Source organism: Caulobacter sp. DWP3-1-3b2, from assembly GCF_049896325.1.
GTDB lineage: Bacteria > Pseudomonadota > Alphaproteobacteria > Caulobacterales > Caulobacteraceae > Caulobacter.
Map to the genome: position 1 here is coordinate 48719 of NZ_JAFCUB010000016.1, position 15373 is coordinate 64091.

General features: G+C 66.4%; 16 protein-coding genes and 1 tRNA gene. 7 read left to right on the plus strand and 10 right to left on the minus strand.

Features of this window, described 5'->3' with window-relative positions; genetic code table 11:
• The first annotated feature begins 16 nt into the window (after positions 1-16).
• The 6 genes from ACP7AG_RS12120 to ACP7AG_RS12145 all read left to right on the plus strand — a co-directional run bounded on the left by ACP7AG_RS12120 (position 17) and on the right by ACP7AG_RS12145 (position 2799).
• Positions 17-259 (plus strand): hypothetical protein, encoded by a 243-nt coding sequence (locus ACP7AG_RS12120; protein ID WP_426031037.1) that lies wholly within the window; start codon positions 17-19, stop codon positions 257-259.
• A gap of 53 nt (positions 260-312) precedes the next feature.
• Positions 313-579 carry a hypothetical protein gene (locus tag ACP7AG_RS12125; RefSeq protein ID WP_426031039.1) on the plus strand — a complete coding sequence of 89 codons (267 nt, stop codon included), beginning with the start codon at positions 313-315 and terminating at the stop codon, positions 577-579.
• A gap of 56 nt (positions 580-635) precedes the next feature.
• The gene (locus ACP7AG_RS12130; RefSeq protein WP_426031041.1) at positions 636-896 is read left to right on the plus strand and encodes a hypothetical protein; all 261 of its coding nucleotides are present in this window, start codon (positions 636-638) and stop codon (positions 894-896) included.
• A gap of 84 nt (positions 897-980) precedes the next feature.
• A complete protein-coding gene (locus ACP7AG_RS12135; RefSeq protein ID WP_426031043.1) occupies positions 981-1505 on the plus strand; it encodes a hypothetical protein in 525 nt (174 codons plus the stop codon).
• A 3-nt stretch (positions 1506-1508) separates the two neighbouring features.
• Positions 1509-1709, plus strand: a complete 201-nt coding sequence (locus tag ACP7AG_RS12140; RefSeq protein WP_426031045.1) for a hypothetical protein — start codon at positions 1509-1511, stop codon at positions 1707-1709.
• Complete coding sequence (locus tag ACP7AG_RS12145) at positions 1699-2799, plus strand: tyrosine-type recombinase/integrase (RefSeq protein WP_426031047.1); 1101 nt, start codon at positions 1699-1701, stop codon at positions 2797-2799. Before ACP7AG_RS12140 ends, ACP7AG_RS12145 begins: the two co-directional genes overlap by 11 nt.
• Positions 2800-2806: 7 nt before the next feature.
• Here the strand turns inward: ACP7AG_RS12145 and ACP7AG_RS12150 are convergent.
• From ACP7AG_RS12150 to ACP7AG_RS12160, 3 genes are all read right to left on the minus strand, one after another.
• Positions 2807-2880, minus strand: a tRNA-Cys gene (locus ACP7AG_RS12150).
• Positions 2881-2967: 87 nt separating this feature from the next.
• Entirely contained in the window at positions 2968-4029 is a 1062-nt protein-coding gene (locus tag ACP7AG_RS12155) for a class I SAM-dependent methyltransferase (protein WP_426011603.1), read from the minus strand.
• Positions 4030-4071: 42 nt separating this feature from the next.
• Positions 4072-5298, minus strand: coding sequence for a class I SAM-dependent RNA methyltransferase (locus tag ACP7AG_RS12160; protein WP_426011604.1), 1227 nt, complete (start codon positions 5296-5298; stop codon positions 4072-4074).
• A gap of 268 nt (positions 5299-5566) precedes the next feature.
• Here ACP7AG_RS12160 and ACP7AG_RS12165 point away from each other — a divergent pair, with 268 nt between their 5' ends.
• Positions 5567-6229, plus strand: coding sequence for a hypothetical protein (locus tag ACP7AG_RS12165; RefSeq protein ID WP_426031049.1), 663 nt, complete (start codon positions 5567-5569; stop codon positions 6227-6229).
• A gap of 185 nt (positions 6230-6414) precedes the next feature.
• On the opposite strand, the gene ACP7AG_RS12170 is transcribed toward ACP7AG_RS12165, so the two are convergent.
• The 7 genes from ACP7AG_RS12170 to ACP7AG_RS12200 form a co-directional block, all read right to left on the minus strand.
• Complete coding sequence (locus tag ACP7AG_RS12170) at positions 6415-7158, minus strand: TlyA family RNA methyltransferase (RefSeq protein ID WP_426011606.1); 744 nt, start codon at positions 7156-7158, stop codon at positions 6415-6417.
• 54 nt (positions 7159-7212) lie between these two features.
• A complete protein-coding gene (locus ACP7AG_RS12175) occupies positions 7213-8976 on the minus strand; it encodes a class I adenylate-forming enzyme family protein (RefSeq protein WP_426011607.1) in 1764 nt (587 codons plus the stop codon).
• Between the two features lie 270 nt (positions 8977-9246).
• Positions 9247-9408 carry a hypothetical protein gene (locus ACP7AG_RS12180; RefSeq protein WP_426031051.1) on the minus strand — a complete coding sequence of 54 codons (162 nt, stop codon included), beginning with the start codon at positions 9406-9408 and terminating at the stop codon, positions 9247-9249.
• 53 nt (positions 9409-9461) lie between these two features.
• A complete protein-coding gene (locus tag ACP7AG_RS12185) occupies positions 9462-12338 on the minus strand; it encodes a valine--tRNA ligase (protein WP_426031053.1) in 2877 nt (958 codons plus the stop codon).
• 149 nt (positions 12339-12487) lie between these two features.
• Positions 12488-13027 carry a DUF2497 domain-containing protein gene (locus ACP7AG_RS12190; protein WP_426011611.1) on the minus strand — a complete coding sequence of 180 codons (540 nt, stop codon included), beginning with the start codon at positions 13025-13027 and terminating at the stop codon, positions 12488-12490.
• 117 nt (positions 13028-13144) lie between these two features.
• Positions 13145-14665, minus strand: a complete 1521-nt coding sequence (locus tag ACP7AG_RS12195) for a TolC family outer membrane protein (protein ID WP_426031055.1) — start codon at positions 14663-14665, stop codon at positions 13145-13147.
• A gap of 125 nt (positions 14666-14790) precedes the next feature.
• Complete coding sequence (locus ACP7AG_RS12200; RefSeq protein WP_426031057.1) at positions 14791-15363, minus strand: protein-L-isoaspartate O-methyltransferase family protein; 573 nt, start codon at positions 15361-15363, stop codon at positions 14791-14793.
• Positions 15364-15373: the final 10 nt, after the last annotated feature.

The window sequence follows — 15373 nt, forward strand, 5'->3', positions numbered from 1 at the left end:
CGTGAAGGATCAGGTCATGGCTGAGCACGCGTCTAGCACAAACGTCGTCCAACTGCCCAGAAGACCCCGGCCCGCCCCGCCGGAGATCGAGAGATCGCCAGAACTGGCGCTCATCCTGGCTATGTACGGGGCCATGACCAAGGCGCAGCGCCTCAAGGTCAACCGGTCCCTGCTCGACTGGTCCAGCCGCGCCCCTGACGATCAGAACATCCGCGCCGCTCTTCGCTTCGCCGATCGCATGTACGGAGCGGTCTCGTGAGAGCCGCGACCACCCGCCGCGCCCTGTTCGGGGCAGGCCTGGCAGTCGCCGCCATGTCCGCGCCGGCGTTCCCGTTCGCGAGCCCAACTCAGTCGGCCGATGTCGTCCAGTTCATCGAGGCCATGCGCTTCGTTCACCGGAACGGCGAAAAGACCGCCCGCCACGCGCTCGCCGCCGGCATGAAACCCGCTGACCTTTGGATGGTGATGCTCGGAGGCGTTTCCGACGCTCAAGATCCCGACACATGGCCCCGACTGATGTTCAACGGCGAGGGCGGTAAAGGCAGTCGATCCTTCGGCCCTCATGGGGAAATGCTCTAATGGCCGCCGCGAGAAGAGCACACGCCCCCGACCTTCGCGAGCGCATGGAGGTCGCCGTGGAGCGCCTCCTAGCCGCGCTGGACGCCATGGATGGCGATACCGACCTGGAGGATTCGCACGACCAAGAACAGGTCTGCGAGGACGAAGGAGCCGTCACGGGCGACCTTGAGCCGGACGCCAGCGACATGTGCCACTGGCAGGACGAGGGCGATCAGACCGTGCTTCGGCAGATGCCGGTCATCTCGGCGAGGCGGCGTCCGCATCAACGATCGCAGCACGAGAACGTCGCGGGTTATTTGGCTGTGAGGGTCCTATGAGAGCGACAATCGGCGGGCTGAGGTAATGCGTCGATCGCTCCACGGACGCTTGACGCGAGTCAGTATCCGTGGAATGGTCCACTCATGACCTGGCACCGTATCAATACCACTTTCACCGCCTCGGAAGCCGAGCGCATCACCGGCGTCAGCGCCGCTCGCCAACGCGATTGGCGCCGCCAGGGTTTCCTGCCGGCGCTAGAGAGCGGCAAGGCCGGCTTTGAGGCTGGGATGCTGGCGGGCATGATCGCCGCCAAGAGCCTGGCGGACGCAGGCGTCCCCCCGTCCGCCGCATGGCAACTGGCCAAGTCGTGCTCCGAGATCATGCTGGCCCGCGCCCTCAATTCGGGCCTCGGCGTGCATGATCCGCGCTCGCTCCGCAATGAGCCGCTCATCCACCTCTCGCCCGTTTACCTGACGGCCGACGCCAAGCTCCCCCGCTACGCCATCACCACGGATGGCCGTTCGTGGGGTTGGGCGACGACTCCGGCGGAAGTGGCGGACCATCTCAACCTCGTTTCGGTCGTGCTCGATCTTGAGCGCGCCGTTGATCAACTGGTCAGCCGCGCTCGCAAGCCGCTGGTGGCCATCGTTGAGGGCCAGGAGGCCTAGACCATGACCCGCTCCGCGACCATCACCCAGGCAAAGATCAAGACGGCGATCCTCGGGGCCAAGGCTGCGGGCATCCACTCGCCATGCCTTCGCTTGCTGGCCAACGGCGACATTCTGATTTCGCACGGCCCCATGACGCAGACCTCCGACGGCACGCCTCAAGACGTCCTCGACGAATTGGAGGGCCTCGCGCGTGAAGCGTAACAAATCCCGGCCCAAAGGCGTCAACTGCGTCCCCAAGCGCCTCGCGAGCGGCAAGACCGTCAGCTACTGTTATTTCGGTCGGATGAAGGGCGCGCCGGCTCTGGGGATCGAGGGTTCGGCCGAGTATCACGCTCGCCTCGCCCAGATCCTGAGCCGGGAACCGGAACCTGGGAAAGTCGCGACGCTGCTGCACCTCTACAAGGCTTCGCCAGAGTTCGCCAAGCTGCGCCCCCGCACCCAAGCCGACTACCGTCGTCATCTCGACGTGATCAGTGCGAAGTTCGGCAAAGTGAGCATCGCCGCGATGGCCGCGCCGGAGGTGGCCGGAATCATTTACGCATGGCGGGACAAGCTCGCGCTGAAGTCGCCACGCCAAGCCGACTATTCCGTCAGCGTTCTAGTCGCGATGCTCAACAGGAGCGTAAAGCGCGGCCTTATCTCCCACAACCGCGCTGCTGGCATCGAAGACGTCTACAAGGCCGACAGGCGGCAAAGCACGTGGAGTCCAGAGCAACAGGCCGCCTTCCTCGACAAGGCTACGCAGCCCCTCCGCACGGCCTTCCTGCTGGCGGTCGAGACCGGACTGTCTCAGGAAGATCTGCTTGTCCTGCCGTGGTCCGCGATCGCCGACGGAGTGGTGCAGAGCCGACGCCTCAAGAACGGCGTGCCTGTCGCCATTCCGGTCTCCCCTGCCCTCCAGGCTGCTCTCGACGCCATTCCGCGCGGTAACTCGCTTGTGGTCCTCAACAAGGCCAACGGCATGCCCTGGGATCGCAAGGGCAACGGGCTTCGCGCCGCGTTCCGTGAGGCCACTAAAGACGCGGGGATCGAGGGTCGCACCTTCCACGATCTTCGAGGGACCTTCATCACGCGCCGCCGCGTCGATGCCTGGACAGCCGAGGAGGTCGCCCTCTGCAGCGGCCACAAAATCAGCGGCGAGCTAGGCGCTCAGGGCGCCTACGTCGATCGCGCCCAGGTCGCCCTGGCCAGCGCCAAGCGACTCGCGGCCCGCCTCTACGGATCGAACAGCGAACGAAATTTGCAAACTGCTCTGCAAACCGCAGACAACGCACAGGAGCTAAGTGCTTGAAAAGTAATGGAGGCCCGGCCCGGAATCGAACCGGGGTGCACGGATTTGCAATCCGCTGCGTAACCACTCCGCCACCGGGCCATCCGGCGTCAACGCAAGGTGCGTCGGCGAAGAGGTCGGTTCGATACAGGAGCCCGCCGGACTAGGCAATGGCCATGATGCGGTGGCTCAGGCGGGCTTTTCCAGCAGCAAGGCCTTGGTGAGGAAGGCTTGGTCCTGATCAATCAGACGCAGGCCCGCGCCGCTGAACAGGGCCGGCAGATCGGTCTCGGCATAGGTCGAATAATAGGGCTCGTGGAAATAGGCCGGGAACGCTTCCAGCAGGCGCGACAGGTTCGGCTCGTCGGCCGGCTGCACCGAATCGGCGAAGGCCAGCACGCCGCCGGGCTTCAGCACCCGGGCGATCTCGGCGGCCACCACGGGGCGAACGCGCGGCGGCAGTTCGTGGAACAGGTAGACGCAGGTCACCGCGTCCAGGCTGGCGTCGGCGAAGGGCAAATGTTCGGCATTGGCCTGCACCCCGCCGCGCTTGGAGCGACTGCGGGCGGCGGCCAGATAGGCTCTCGACAGGTCCAGCCCGCCAATCGCGGCGCGGGGGAAGGCGCCGTCCAAGTCACAGAGAAACGAGCCTGAGCCGCAGGCCAGGTCGATCAGTTTCAGGCCGCGCTGGTCCTGACCGCGCCAATGCTTGGCGAGCAGCGACAAGGCTCGCCGGCGCATGGCCCCAGCCGCACCGGAAAACAGCGCCTCGACCTGGGCCTCGTAGCGCTGGGCGCTGGCGTCGGTGAACCAGCCGCCGGACTGGTAATGGAAGTTCTGGCGATAATAGGTTGGATAGCCCTGGCTTTCCGGCTCGTCCCGCACCTCGACCCCGTCGCCCCGGCGACGGCGTTGGTCGACGGCCTTGGCGTCGGCGATGACGTCCAGCGCTCGGCGGAAAGCCTGGGCCGGATTGCGCGGCCCGTCTTCCATCGGCGGATAAAGACCGGCGGCGACATCGGCGGTATCCTTGTCGAAGGCGGCCAGATAGGCCCTGCGAAGTCGAGCAGCGGAAACCGGCGGCCCCTGGGGTTCGAACTTGGTCTTGGCCTCGCCGCGTGTCGGATTGGCCAGGGCGCGGGTCACGCTGCCCGCGGCGCCCCACCAGGCGGCCTTGACTGCCGCCTTGGCCCGTTGGCTGGCGCCGTCCAGGGCGAAGGCGCTTCTGCCGCTGCCGCGTTGCTCGTCCATCACCATCTCCCGGACGGCCCCGCCTTCAAGGCGTTGGCCGACCTAGCGCGAAAACACCCCGACCAGCTCAATATGGGGTGACCATAGGAACTGGTCCACCGGCAAGACTCGCTCCAGGCGGAAACCGGCCTGGATCAGCACCTTGGCGTCGCGGGCGAAGGTGGCGGGATTGCACGAGACGCCCACCACGCGGGCGACCTTGGAATTGGCGATCTCGACATGCTGCTCGAACGCCCCGGCGCGGGGTGGGTCGAGCACGGCCACGTCGACCTTCTTCAGCTCCATCGACAGCATCGGCCGGCGCGCCAGGTCGCGGGCCTCGGCGGTGATGGCCTTCAGGCCGGTGGCGGTGCCAACGGCGCCCTTCAGGGCGGCGATGGCCAGGGCCGAGCTGTCGGCGGCGTGGACCCCGCCCACCTGCGCCAGGCGGAAGGTGAAGGTGCCCACCCCGCTGTAGAGATCGACGATCCGCGAGGCCCCCTGGGCGGCCTCGACCGCGAACTCGACCATGGCCTGCTCGGCCTGTGGCACGGCCTGCAGGAAGGCGCCGGCCGGCAGGGCGACGATGGCCGGACCCAGTTTCACGATCGGCTGGCGGGCCATGTAGATCATCTCGCCGGCCAGGGTGACGCGGGCGAAGTCCGACTCACCAGCGATCATCGCCGCCCGAACCCGGGCGTCGGACGACAGCCCGCCGCTCTTGGCCTCGACGCCGGTGATGTCGATGTCCAGGCCCGTGGCTGTGATGGTGACGTGCAGGGTTGGGGCCGACTTCGGGTGTTCCATGAACGGACCGGCCAGGCGTCGAAGGGCCGGCAGGGCGGCGACCAGCTTGGGGTTGGACACCGGACAGACCTCGATCTGCACCAGGTTCCACGAGCGACGCTCCTTGAAGCCCAGGCGCACCCCGCCCTTGCCGCCGCGAGCATGCAGCGCCACCCGGCGACGCGAGTTCGGGGGCGAGGCGAAGGTCGGCAGGATCTCGGTCTCCAGGCCCTCGAAGGCCAGCTGGATGCGGATTTGCTCGCGCTTCCAGTCGAGATAGGGCTGGGCGTCCCAGTGCTGCAGGGCGCAACCGCCGCAGACACCGAAATGTGGGCAAGGCGGCGCCACGCGGTCGGCGCTGACCTCCAGCACGTCGAGCAACTCACCGCGCGCGCCGCTCATCTCGGCCGTCACCAACTCGCCGGGCAGGGTCAGGGGGATGAACGCCCCCGCCGACAAGCCGTCGCCCTGGGCGCCGACCGCCTCGATCCTCAGTTCACGCATGGCAGATCGTCCGTCCGTCCGGCGAAACCTTGACCGGTTCCGCGCATTTCAACAGGCGCGTGAGCGCCGCCACGTCTACGCCACGATCGACGCCGACAAGCTTTCGAGACGTCCCATAGCGCATTCGCGCCCTCCGAGGGTGAAATGAAGGCGCGTGAGGAGGCTGAAGATGAACGGGTCGCTCAACAGCCGTTCATCAAGAGCTTGGCAATTTGCGGTGAAAGGTCGGGTCTTCTGGATCGGCGGACCCGTTCGAGGGAGCTATTCTATGATGTTCAAGACCGTTTTCGGCCTCGTCAGCGCCGCCGCCCTGGCCAGCGCCATGGCCCCGACTCTGGCCTCGGCCCAAGCCTATGGCGCCTATGGTAATTCCGGGGCCTATGCCGGCAACCGCAGCAACTATGACAGCAACGGCTCTTACTACGATCCCTGCCGCCGCAGCACGACGCAGCGCGGCACGGGCGGAGGTCTGATCGGGGCTGGCATCGGCGCGGCGATTGGCAGTGGCGTGTCGGGCCACGGCGCCCGCACCGAGGGCACGGTGCTCGGCGGCCTGGTCGGCGCGATCGCTGGTTCGGCGATCGGTCGCAACTCTGCCGCCTGCAGCCCCGGCGCGGCTCCGCCGCCTCCGGCAGCTTACAACCAGGGGGCCTATAGCCAGGGCGCCTATAGCAGCCAACCCTATGATGACCGCTATGACCGCGACCGTCAGGACGACCAGGCCCGTTATGAGGATAGCCGTTACGGCGACCGTCGCGGCGGCTACAGCTACCAGTCCGAGCGCTCCTACACGGTGACTGACAGCAGCAAGGCCGACGTCAACGGCTGCACCCTGGCCGAAAGCCCGATCTACCTGCCCGATGGCCGCGTTCAGAAGCGCTTCGTCCGCGTCTGCCCCGACGCCCAAGGGCGTTATCAGGTCGTCGATTAGGGTTTTCCCCTTTCCCAAAGGGAGAGGTTGGGGCCCGCGCGAAGCGTGGGAGGGTGAGGGGTCTGGACGTCAGTCGGCGTGCCCGCCGAGCGTTCGTGGAAAACGGTGAGGGTGTAACCCCTGACCGTCCCATGCTTCTTCGAGCGCGGGTCCCTCCCTCTCCCGCTGGGAGAGGGTTTCGAATTCTAGCCCTTCACCGCCCACAGCAGGTGTTCTTCCTGCCCGTCGCCGCCGGTGATCGGGCTGACGGTTACGCCCTTAATTGTCCAGCCCTGGGCCTCGACGAAGGCCGAGACCGAGGCGATGCATTCGGCGATGATCGCCGGGTTCCTGACCATGCCGTTCTTGCCCACCCGTCCAAAGCCGGCCTCGAACTGCGGCTTGATCAGGCAGACGAGATCAGCGCCCTCGGCGGCCAGGTCCAGCGCCACCGGCAGCGCCTTCTCCACCGAGATGAAACTGACATCGCTGACCACCAGGCCGGGCGTCTCGTCCAGATAGCCCTCGTCGAGGATGCGGGCGTCGACGCCTGACAGATCGACCACCCGGCCGTGGTTGGCCAGGCGCGGATTGAGCTGGTCGCGGCCGACGTCGCAGGCAAAAACCTTCTCAGCGCCGCGTTCCAGCAGGACCTCGGTAAAGCCGCCGGTCGAGGCGCCGACGTCCAGCGCCACCTTGCCCATCACATCGATCGGCCACATGTCCAGGGCATGGACCAGTTTGAGGGCGCCGCGCCCCACCCAGGGATGGGGTGGGCGGCCGTCCAGCTTGGCGCTGGTCTCAAGCAACTCGGCGGGCTTCTTGACCACATGGCCGTCGGCGGTGATCAGTCCGGCCTCGATGGCGGCGCGAGCCTTGGCGCGGGTCTCGAACAGGCCGGTCTCGACCAGCAGGATATCGGCGCGCTTATAGGTGGGGGGGGAGGTCATGGCCGCCGTTTAGCACAGTCCTCCCCCACGGGGGGAGGACCTTCAGGCCCGCGCCTACCCCTCGACGAACACCTTCTTCAGCTCGTTCTTCATGATCTTGCCGTTGGCGTTGCGCGGCAGGGTCTCGTGCCAGAAAACGATCTTCACCGGCACCTTGAAGGCGGCCAGGCGGTCGGCGACGAAGGCGCGAAGCTCGGCCTCGCTAGCCTCCGCGCCCGGCTTCAGGGTCACGACGGCGGCCGGCTCCTCGCCCAGGGTCTTGTGCTCGATGCCGACCAGGGCGGCGTCCATGACTGCGGGGTGCTCATAAAGGAGGTTCTCGACCTCGATGCAGTAGATGTTCTCGCCGCCCCGGATCAGCATGTCCTTGGCCCGATCGACGATGTAGCAGAAGCCTTCCTCGTCGAGCCGCGCCAGGTCGCCGGTCTTGACCCAGCCCTCCACGAAGGTCTGGGCGGTGGCTTCCGGCTTGTTCCAATAGCCCTTCACCACCTGGGGGCCCTTGCACCACAGCTCGCCGACCTCGCCGACCGGCAGTTCGCGATGCGGCGCCTCGACGGTCATGATCTTCAGGTCGGTGACCGGCACGGCCGGGCCGCAGCTGTCTGGACGGTTTTCGTAGTCCTCGCTCGAATTGCTGGTGGCTGTGGCCGAGGTCTCGGTCATGCCCCAGCCATTGCCGGGCGAGGATTTCGGCCAGATTTCCTTGATCTTCCGCACCAGTTCCGGGGCCGAGGGCGCGCCGCCATAGGCCACCGTCTCTAGCGAGGACAGGTCGTACTCGCCGCGACGCGGATGCTCGATGATCTGCCAGGCGATGGTCGGCACGCCGCCCATCTGGGTTAGTTTCTCGTCCTGGATCAGCTGCATGGCCTTGTCGGGATCCCACTTGCGGATCATAGCCAGCTTGGCGCCGGCGAACAGCGAGGGGTTCATCACCGCGAAACAGCCGGTCGCGTGGAAGAACGGCACCGAGATCAGCGACCCCTTCTGCGGCAGGCTGGGATCAGGCTGGGGCGGGGCCTCGCCGCGACGCAGGAAGCTGCGGGCTCCGGCGGCGGCTGCTGCGAAAATATTGCTGTTGACGTTGCGGTGGGTGCCCAGGGCGCCCTTCGGTTTTCCGGTCGTGCCCGAGGTGTAAAAGATCGTCGCGTCGTCTTCGGGACCGAGCGACACGGTCGACAGCGGCTTTTCGTCCAGCGTGATCCAGTCGTTGGGGGCGCCGATCACCTTCTCCATCCGCTTGACGTAGGGATGGGCGATTTCTTCCTTCGAGCGGCTGACATAGACCAGCGTCAAGGCGGGGCAATTGTGCAGGTGCTCGGTCAGGCGCTCGAAGCGCTCGACGTCCATCACCGCCACCGAGGCGCCGCTGTCGATCAGACCGTATTCCAGCTCCTGCCCGGTCCACCAGGCGTTCAGCGGCGTCATGATCGCGCCGAGGCTTAGGCCGGCATAGAAGGCCACCGGCCATTCGGGCAGGTTGCGCATGATCAGGGCGATCCTGTCGCCCTTCTTGACGCCCGAGGCTTCCAGCTCGGCGGCGAACACCGTCACGGCCCGATAGAAGGCCTCGAAACTGACCCGCTCGTCCTCGTGAACCAGGAAGATCTTCTCGCCGTGCGTGCGGCCCGCCAGCAGGGTGTCGCGCAGGGTCGGCGGGCAGTTCTTCCAGACCCGGGTCATCACACCCCGGATGTCGATCTCCTCCATCTCACCGGCCGTGCCCGGCGCGGTGATCATGGCATAGGCCTGCTTGACCGACATGGCGGGCCAGGGGATGGCGGCGGGGGTGGGCGCGGGCGCGGCCTGGGTCATGTTTACTCTCCCGGTGTGTGGTCGCGCCTCGTTGGACGAGCGCGTTTCTCTCGCGAGAAAGCACAGGCCGAGGCCCGATGCAAACGTCTGTTCGAACGTAAGGGAACAATGGTTAGTTAGGCAAAGTGACGGAGGGGGAGCCGCCAGGTCCTCCCCCTGTGAGGGAGGTGGTCGCGCAGCGATCGGTGGGGGGAGTTGTAGAACATCTGATCGTAGGTCGCCGGCTTCGCCGACACATCCCCCATAGGGGGAGGACTTAGGACATCTCGGTTAGGAGAGAACGTTCAGGTGAGCCATCGCCAGCGTTCCGGCCGACAGGGCGTCAATCCGCGCCTCCAAAATCCGCAGACGGCCCACGGCCAAAGCCCCGATCGCCAGCGCGCCGATGGCCGTCGCGCCGAGCGGGAAGGCGCCGATGGCGAGCGCTCCCAAGGCCTGGTCCGCGACGGCCACCGTTTTGGTGTGTGCGTCATTCGTCAGGCCCCTTACCCCACCGCCACCAACCGCGCCAGGGCCGCTTCCAGCTTGGCCTTGGCGGCTTCCGCGTCAGCCAGGCGCTCGCGGTTCTCGGCCACCACCTCTTCCTTGGCCCGCGCCAGGAAGTCGGGATTGCCCAGCTTCCTGGCCGTCTTCTCGATCTCGCCGACATGGCCGGCGATCTCCTTGGCCAGGCGAGCCTTCTCGGCGGTCAGGTCGATAAACTCGGCGATGGCCAGGGCCCCCGTCGCCTCACCCAGCACGAAGGGTACGGCGCCGGCGGGCGGCGCTTCGGCTTCGCGGGCGCTGTCCAGGCGGGCCAGGGTCAGCAACAGATCGCGGTGCCGGACCAAACGAGCCTTGGTCTCGGCATTGGCGCCGATCACCGTCAGCGGCGGCTTGGCGCCGGCCGGCAAATTGACCTCCTTGCGCAGGGATCGAATCTCGCCGACCGCATCGACCAGCCAGCCGATCTCAGCCTCGGCGTCGGCGTCGATCCAGCTGTCCGGCAGCTCCGGCCATTTCTCGACAATCAGCATGCCCGTGCGGGGCGCGCCGAATTCGGCGGTCTTGTCCCACAGCTCCTCGGTGATGAACGGCATCACGGGGTGCAGGAGCTTGAGGATCACATCCAGCGCCCAGGCGGCAGTGGCGCGCGTCTCCGCCTTGGCCTCGGCGTCGTCGCCATTGAGGATCGGCTTGGCCAGCTCGACATACCAGTCGCAGAACACGTTCCAGATGAACTTGTAGAGCGCGTCGGCCGCGTCGCTGAAGGCCGGCGCCTCCAGGGCCCGCGTCACCTCGGTGACGGTCTTGACCGTCTCGCCGCGAATCCACTTGTTGATCGGTTGCTTCACCGTGGACGGGTCGAAACCCTCCACGCGGACGCACTCGTTCATCTGGGCGAAGCGTGAGGCGTTCCACAGCTTGGTGCCGAAGTTGCGATAGCCCTCGATGCGCTGCTTGCTGAGCTTGATATCGCGCGCCTGGCCCGACATCGCCGTCATGGTGAAGCGCACCGCGTCGCAGCCCAGCTCGTCGATCAGGATCAGCGGATCCATCACATTGCCCTTGGACTTGCTCATCTTGGCGCCCTTTTCGTCGCGGACGAGGGCGTTGATGAACACCTGCTTGAACGGGACTTCGCCCATGAAGTGCAGACCCATCATCATCATCCGGGCCACCCAGAAGAAGATGATGTCGAAGCCGGTGACCAGGGTGTTGGTCGGATAGAACTTGGCGAGGTCGGCGGTCTTGTCCGGCCAGCCCAGGGTCGAGAACGGCCACAGCGCAGAGCTGAACCAGGTGTCAAGGACGTCTTCGTCTTGCTTCAAGACAACTATATTTCCGCCAGACTCAGAACTTCCCAAGCCAGATTCTGGGATGCTTACTCTCTCATCGCCATAGTAGTCTCGTGCCTCTGCGAGAGCCTCTTCGGCAGTCTCAGCCACGAACATATGAGGCGTGAGATGCTCCAACTTCATAGTGGTTTCAGTTCGTTCGACAACGCGCGGCCCATACCAAACTGGGATGCGGTGCCCCCACCATAGCTGCCTGCTGACGCACCAAGGTTCGATGTTTCGCAGCCACTCGAAGTAGGTCTTTTCCCAATTCTTCGGCTCGAAGACCGTTGCGCCCTCTTCCACCGCCTTGATCGCCGGCTGCGCAAGCGTGTGCGCATCGACGTACCATTGATCCGTCAGGCGAGGCTCGACCACCACTCCGGAACGGTCGCCATGTGGCACCGCATGGCGGATTTTTTCAATCTCCCGCAGCCAACCTTCATTTTCAGAGATCGCAACTATCGCTTTCCTAGCGTTGAAACGATCGAGGTTTCGCAGTTCAGCCGGCAGCTCATGCAGGGGTGCGCTGGGCTCAAACTTTCCATTTTCAACTACCCACCGCTTCGGGCGGGCGAGCGTTGATCCACGCTCATCGAAAACGTCGATGAAAGCCAAGCCGTGGCGCTTGCCGACCTGGAAGTCGTTGAAGTCGTGGGCGGGCGTGATCTTGACCGCGCCCGAGCCCTTGGTCGGGTCGGCATAGTCGTCGGCGACGATCGGGATGCGGCGGCCGATGATCGGCAGGACCACGTCCTTACCGACCAGGTCCTTGTAGCGTTCGTCCGAGGGATGGACGGCCACGGCGGTGTCGCCCAGCATCGTCTCGGGACGCGTTGTGGCCACGACGATGAAGTCGCGGGTCTCGAATTCCGTGGACTTGCCGTCCTCGTCGAAGGCGACCGGGTGCTGGTAGGTGACGCCGTCGGCCAGCCGATAGGCGAAGTGCCAATAGGCGCCGTCGACCTCCTTCTGTTCGACCTCAAGGTCGGAGATGGCGGTCTGGAACTGCGGGTCCCAGTTGACCAGGCGCTTGTCGCGATACAGCAGATTCTGCTTGTAGAGCTGGACGAACACCTTGCGGACGGCGGCCGACAGACCCTCGTCCAAGGTGAAGCGTTCGCGCGACCAGTCGCAGCTGGCGCCCAGGCGGCGCAGCTGGTTGACGATCTCGCCGCCGCTCTCGGCCTTCCATTCCCAGATCTTCTCGACGAAGGCCTCGCGGCCCATCTCGCGCCGGCCGACATTGCCGGCGGCGGCCAGTTGGCGCTCGACGACCATCTGGGTGGCGATGCCCGCATGGTCGGTGCCCGGCAGCCACAGGGCCGATTTGCCGCGCATCCGGTGGAAGCGCGTCAGCACGTCCTGCAGCGTGTTGTTCAGCGCGTGGCCGATGTGCAGCGAGCCCGTGACGTTGGGCGGCGGGATGACGATGGTGAACGACTCGGCGTTCGGGTCCTCGCTCGGCTTGAAGGCGCCGGAGGCCTCCCAGGCGGCGTACAGGCGGGGCTCGATGGATTTGGGATCGAAGGTCTTTTCAAGCATGGCGCTGCGGGTATGCCATCTGCGGCCGCTCGGCGAAACCGTGGGCCTTGGTTCAACAGGGATTTTGGGACGGAAAAAGGCGGTCGCCGGAGCGACCGCCTTCCAAATTCCGGGCCGTCACCGCCGCGCGAGCGACGGATGACGGCGGATTATACGCCGCGACCGCGAGCGATGCGGTGGACTTCTTCTTCCACCTTGGTCTCGACGATGCGCGGCAGGTTCTGGTCCAGCCATTCCTTCAGCAGCGGCTTCATCAACTCGCGGACCACGTCCTCGAGGGTGCGGCCGTCCTTGGGCATCAGCAGGGCCGAGGTCAGGCTGCCGAAGGCGCTGGCGGCCAGGTTCGAGGCGTGGTCGCCGACCAGGTTCTCGGCGACTTCGTCGCGCGAGAATCCCGACGGAAAGCTGGTTTCCGGAGCCGGCGGCGGCGGCGGCGCGGGTTCAGGCGCGGGTTCCGGCGAATAGACGTCGATATCGCCCACCGACTCCAGCGGCACGGACGGATCGATCGGATCGGTCAGGTCGAGCACGTCGTCTTCAGGCTCGATCTCGGCCAGCGGCGCGGGTTCAGGCGCGGGCGGGGCGGCGGCGGCCTCGGGCTCCGCCGGCGCGTCATCTTCCGAGATGATGCGCCGGATGGAGGCGAGGATCTCCTCCATCGTCGGTTCTTGAGAGGTCTGGTCAGACATGTGCGGGCCGTCTCGAAGGGGTACGAATCCTGTGAGCGCCCAGGCAGGCGCTCGCAGCGATGGTGCAGACTTGCGCGGCTTAAGCAAGCTCAAGGATTGGGGCCGCGCCAATTCGTCCTACTTGGACGCGGTCTTGGGCTGGGCCTTGACGGCGGTCGAGGGCGCGCCAACGTGATCGATGGCCTGGATCACTGGCTCCCACGGCACCCAACCGAAGGCATGGTTGACCTTGTCGTAGGACTTGACCGGGTCGTAGCGCTCGACGGCCGGCGCCAGGTTGGCGAGATTCAGCACGCCCATGGCCTGCAGGACGCTGGCGCTCGCGACATATTCGTCGCGTCGGGCGACGACTAGGGAGACCTCGGCATTGGCCAGTTCCAGCTGGGCGTTCAGCACGTCCAGCGTGGTGCGCAGGCCGACCTGCTGCTCCTGGCGCACGCCCTCGAAAGCGATCCGCGTGGCGCGCACCTGCTCCTCGTTGGAGACCAGATTGGACCGCGAGGCCAGCAGGTTGTTCCAGGCGGTGGAGACCTGTTGCAGGGCCGAGCGCTTTGCGCCCTCCACGGCGATGCGGGCGGCGTTCTCGCGCTCGGTGGCGGCGCGCACGTGCGAGCCGTTCAGACCGCCGGTGAACAGCGGCACCGATGCAGTAATAGAGCCGGTCAGGGCGCGGCCATAGTCGCCGAACTGGCTCCCCGCGCCATTGAGGTTTTGGGCGTCCCAGCCCAGGCCGGCGCGGGCCGAGACGGTCGGGCGATAGGCGGACCTGGCGACGGCGACCCGGGCGGCGGCGGCTTGTTCGGCGTAGCGGGCTGCCTGGACTTGCGGGTTGAACTGGTCGATCGAGTCGAAGGCCTGCTCGACGGACGTCGGCAGGAGGGCGGCCAGCGACGGCTCGGGCGCCAGGTCGGTCGGGTTCTGGCCGACCACGGCGGCGTAGGCCGCGCGGCTGGCGGCCAGGATCGCCTGGGCCGAGGACTGGCTGGCGCGAGCGGCGGCCAGGCGGGCTTGCGACTGGGCGACGTCGGTCCGGGTGATCTCGCCGACCTCGAAACGGGCGTCGGACTCCTCGAGCTGGCGGCTCAGGACCGCGACGTTCTCGTTGGCGATGCGCAGGCGTTCCTGATCACGACGAACATCGACATAGCTCTGGATGACATTGCCCAGCACCGATTGCTCGACACTGCGCAGATCTTCGCGGCCGGCCAGGACGTCGGCCTGGGCGGCGGTCAGGTTGGCGGTGGCTCGGCCGCCGCTATAAAGCGGTTGGGCCAGTGAAAGGCCAGCGCTGCTGGTATTGATCGTGCGGTTGTCACGATTGGGGACGTTGACCATCGCGCCATTGACGAAGGTGGCCGTCGTGCCCGGATTGGCCAGTTCGGTGCGTTGGCCGCTGACATCGGCCGAGGCGCTGAGCGCGGGACGGAAAGCCGTCTTGGCCTGGACCACGCCTTCGTCGGCGGCGCGCTGGTTGGCGCGCTGAGCCTGAAGCGTGGGGTTGGTCTGATAGGCCAGGGCCAGGGCGTCGGTCAGGGTCTCGGCCATGACTGTCGACGGGAAAGCGACCGAGACGAGGCCCGTCACCAGCCCTATGCTGCAAGCGGCGGCCAACAAAACGGCCCGACGGCTATTCGACATCAAGTTCATCCCCAGACACACGGCGCGACCGCACCCTATATGATCGGCTGTAAGACGCGACGCCAGCGGCCGCTAGTTAAGCTTTTTTCACGCAGACGTTGCGCGGATGTCTCTTGGGCGTGTTGCTAGAAGGCGAAACCGGGTTCCACCGCGAAGCCGGCCAGCATCGGCGGGGTGGAATCGAACACCGCCCGGCGACCGACGCCATCCTCGGCATGAACATAGATCATCGCCCGACCCACCGGCCCGTCGCGCTCGACCACGCCTAGACGGCCGCCGACCGCCAGGGCCTGGGTCCAGCTGGCTGGCGCGCGCGGCACTGCGCCTTCGCAGATGATCAGGTCATAGCCGGCGCCGGGCACGGCGGTCAGGTCGTCGCCGTCGAGTCGGGTGACGGTCAGGCCCATCTTTTCCAGCACGGCGGCCGCATAGGGCGCGGCGATGCACAGGGCCTTGTCGCCTTCACGGGGACGCAGGTTCTGCAACAGCTTGCCGAGGTCACGCGGGCGCAGCAGCCAGCGGCCGGGAGCGTACTCAACATCGGCGTCGGCATAGGCCAGATGGCCCTTGCCGGCCGGCACGCAGGCCTCGCGCGCCACGACGCGCAGGGCGTCCTGCAGCGGCAGATCGGTGACATCGGCCACGCGGATCTGGCTTTCGACCATGTTGAGGCGCGCGGCGGCGAAATCGGAGCTCATGGAATCCCTC

Excerpts from the sequence above, each read along its gene's own strand:
- ACP7AG_RS12125 (WP_426031039.1), top strand. The coding sequence starts at position 313 with ATGTCCGCGCCGGCGTTCCCGTTCGCGAGCCCAACTCAGTCGGCCGAT.
- ACP7AG_RS12190 (WP_426011611.1), bottom strand. The coding sequence starts at position 13,027 with ATGTCTGACCAGACCTCTCAAGAACCGACGATGGAGGAGATCCTCGCC.
- ACP7AG_RS12170 (WP_426011606.1), bottom strand. The coding sequence starts at position 7,158 with ATGACCTCCCCCCCCACCTATAAGCGCGCCGATATCCTGCTGGTCGAG.
- ACP7AG_RS12155 (WP_426011603.1), bottom strand. The coding sequence starts at position 4,029 with ATGGACGAGCAACGCGGCAGCGGCAGAAGCGCCTTCGCCCTGGACGGC.
- ACP7AG_RS12165 (WP_426031049.1), top strand. The coding sequence starts at position 5,567 with ATGATGTTCAAGACCGTTTTCGGCCTCGTCAGCGCCGCCGCCCTGGCC.
- ACP7AG_RS12140 (WP_426031045.1), top strand. The coding sequence starts at position 1,509 with ATGACCCGCTCCGCGACCATCACCCAGGCAAAGATCAAGACGGCGATC.
- ACP7AG_RS12200 (WP_426031057.1), bottom strand. The coding sequence starts at position 15,363 with ATGAGCTCCGATTTCGCCGCCGCGCGCCTCAACATGGTCGAAAGCCAG.
- ACP7AG_RS12185 (WP_426031053.1), bottom strand. The coding sequence starts at position 12,338 with ATGCTTGAAAAGACCTTCGATCCCAAATCCATCGAGCCCCGCCTGTAC.
- ACP7AG_RS12135 (WP_426031043.1), top strand. The coding sequence starts at position 981 with ATGACCTGGCACCGTATCAATACCACTTTCACCGCCTCGGAAGCCGAG.
- ACP7AG_RS12195 (WP_426031055.1), bottom strand. The coding sequence starts at position 14,665 with ATGTCGAATAGCCGTCGGGCCGTTTTGTTGGCCGCCGCTTGCAGCATA.
- ACP7AG_RS12175 (WP_426011607.1), bottom strand. The coding sequence starts at position 8,976 with ATGACCCAGGCCGCGCCCGCGCCCACCCCCGCCGCCATCCCCTGGCCC.
- ACP7AG_RS12120 (WP_426031037.1), top strand. The coding sequence starts at position 17 with ATGGCTGAGCACGCGTCTAGCACAAACGTCGTCCAACTGCCCAGAAGA.
- ACP7AG_RS12160 (WP_426011604.1), bottom strand. The coding sequence starts at position 5,298 with ATGCGTGAACTGAGGATCGAGGCGGTCGGCGCCCAGGGCGACGGCTTG.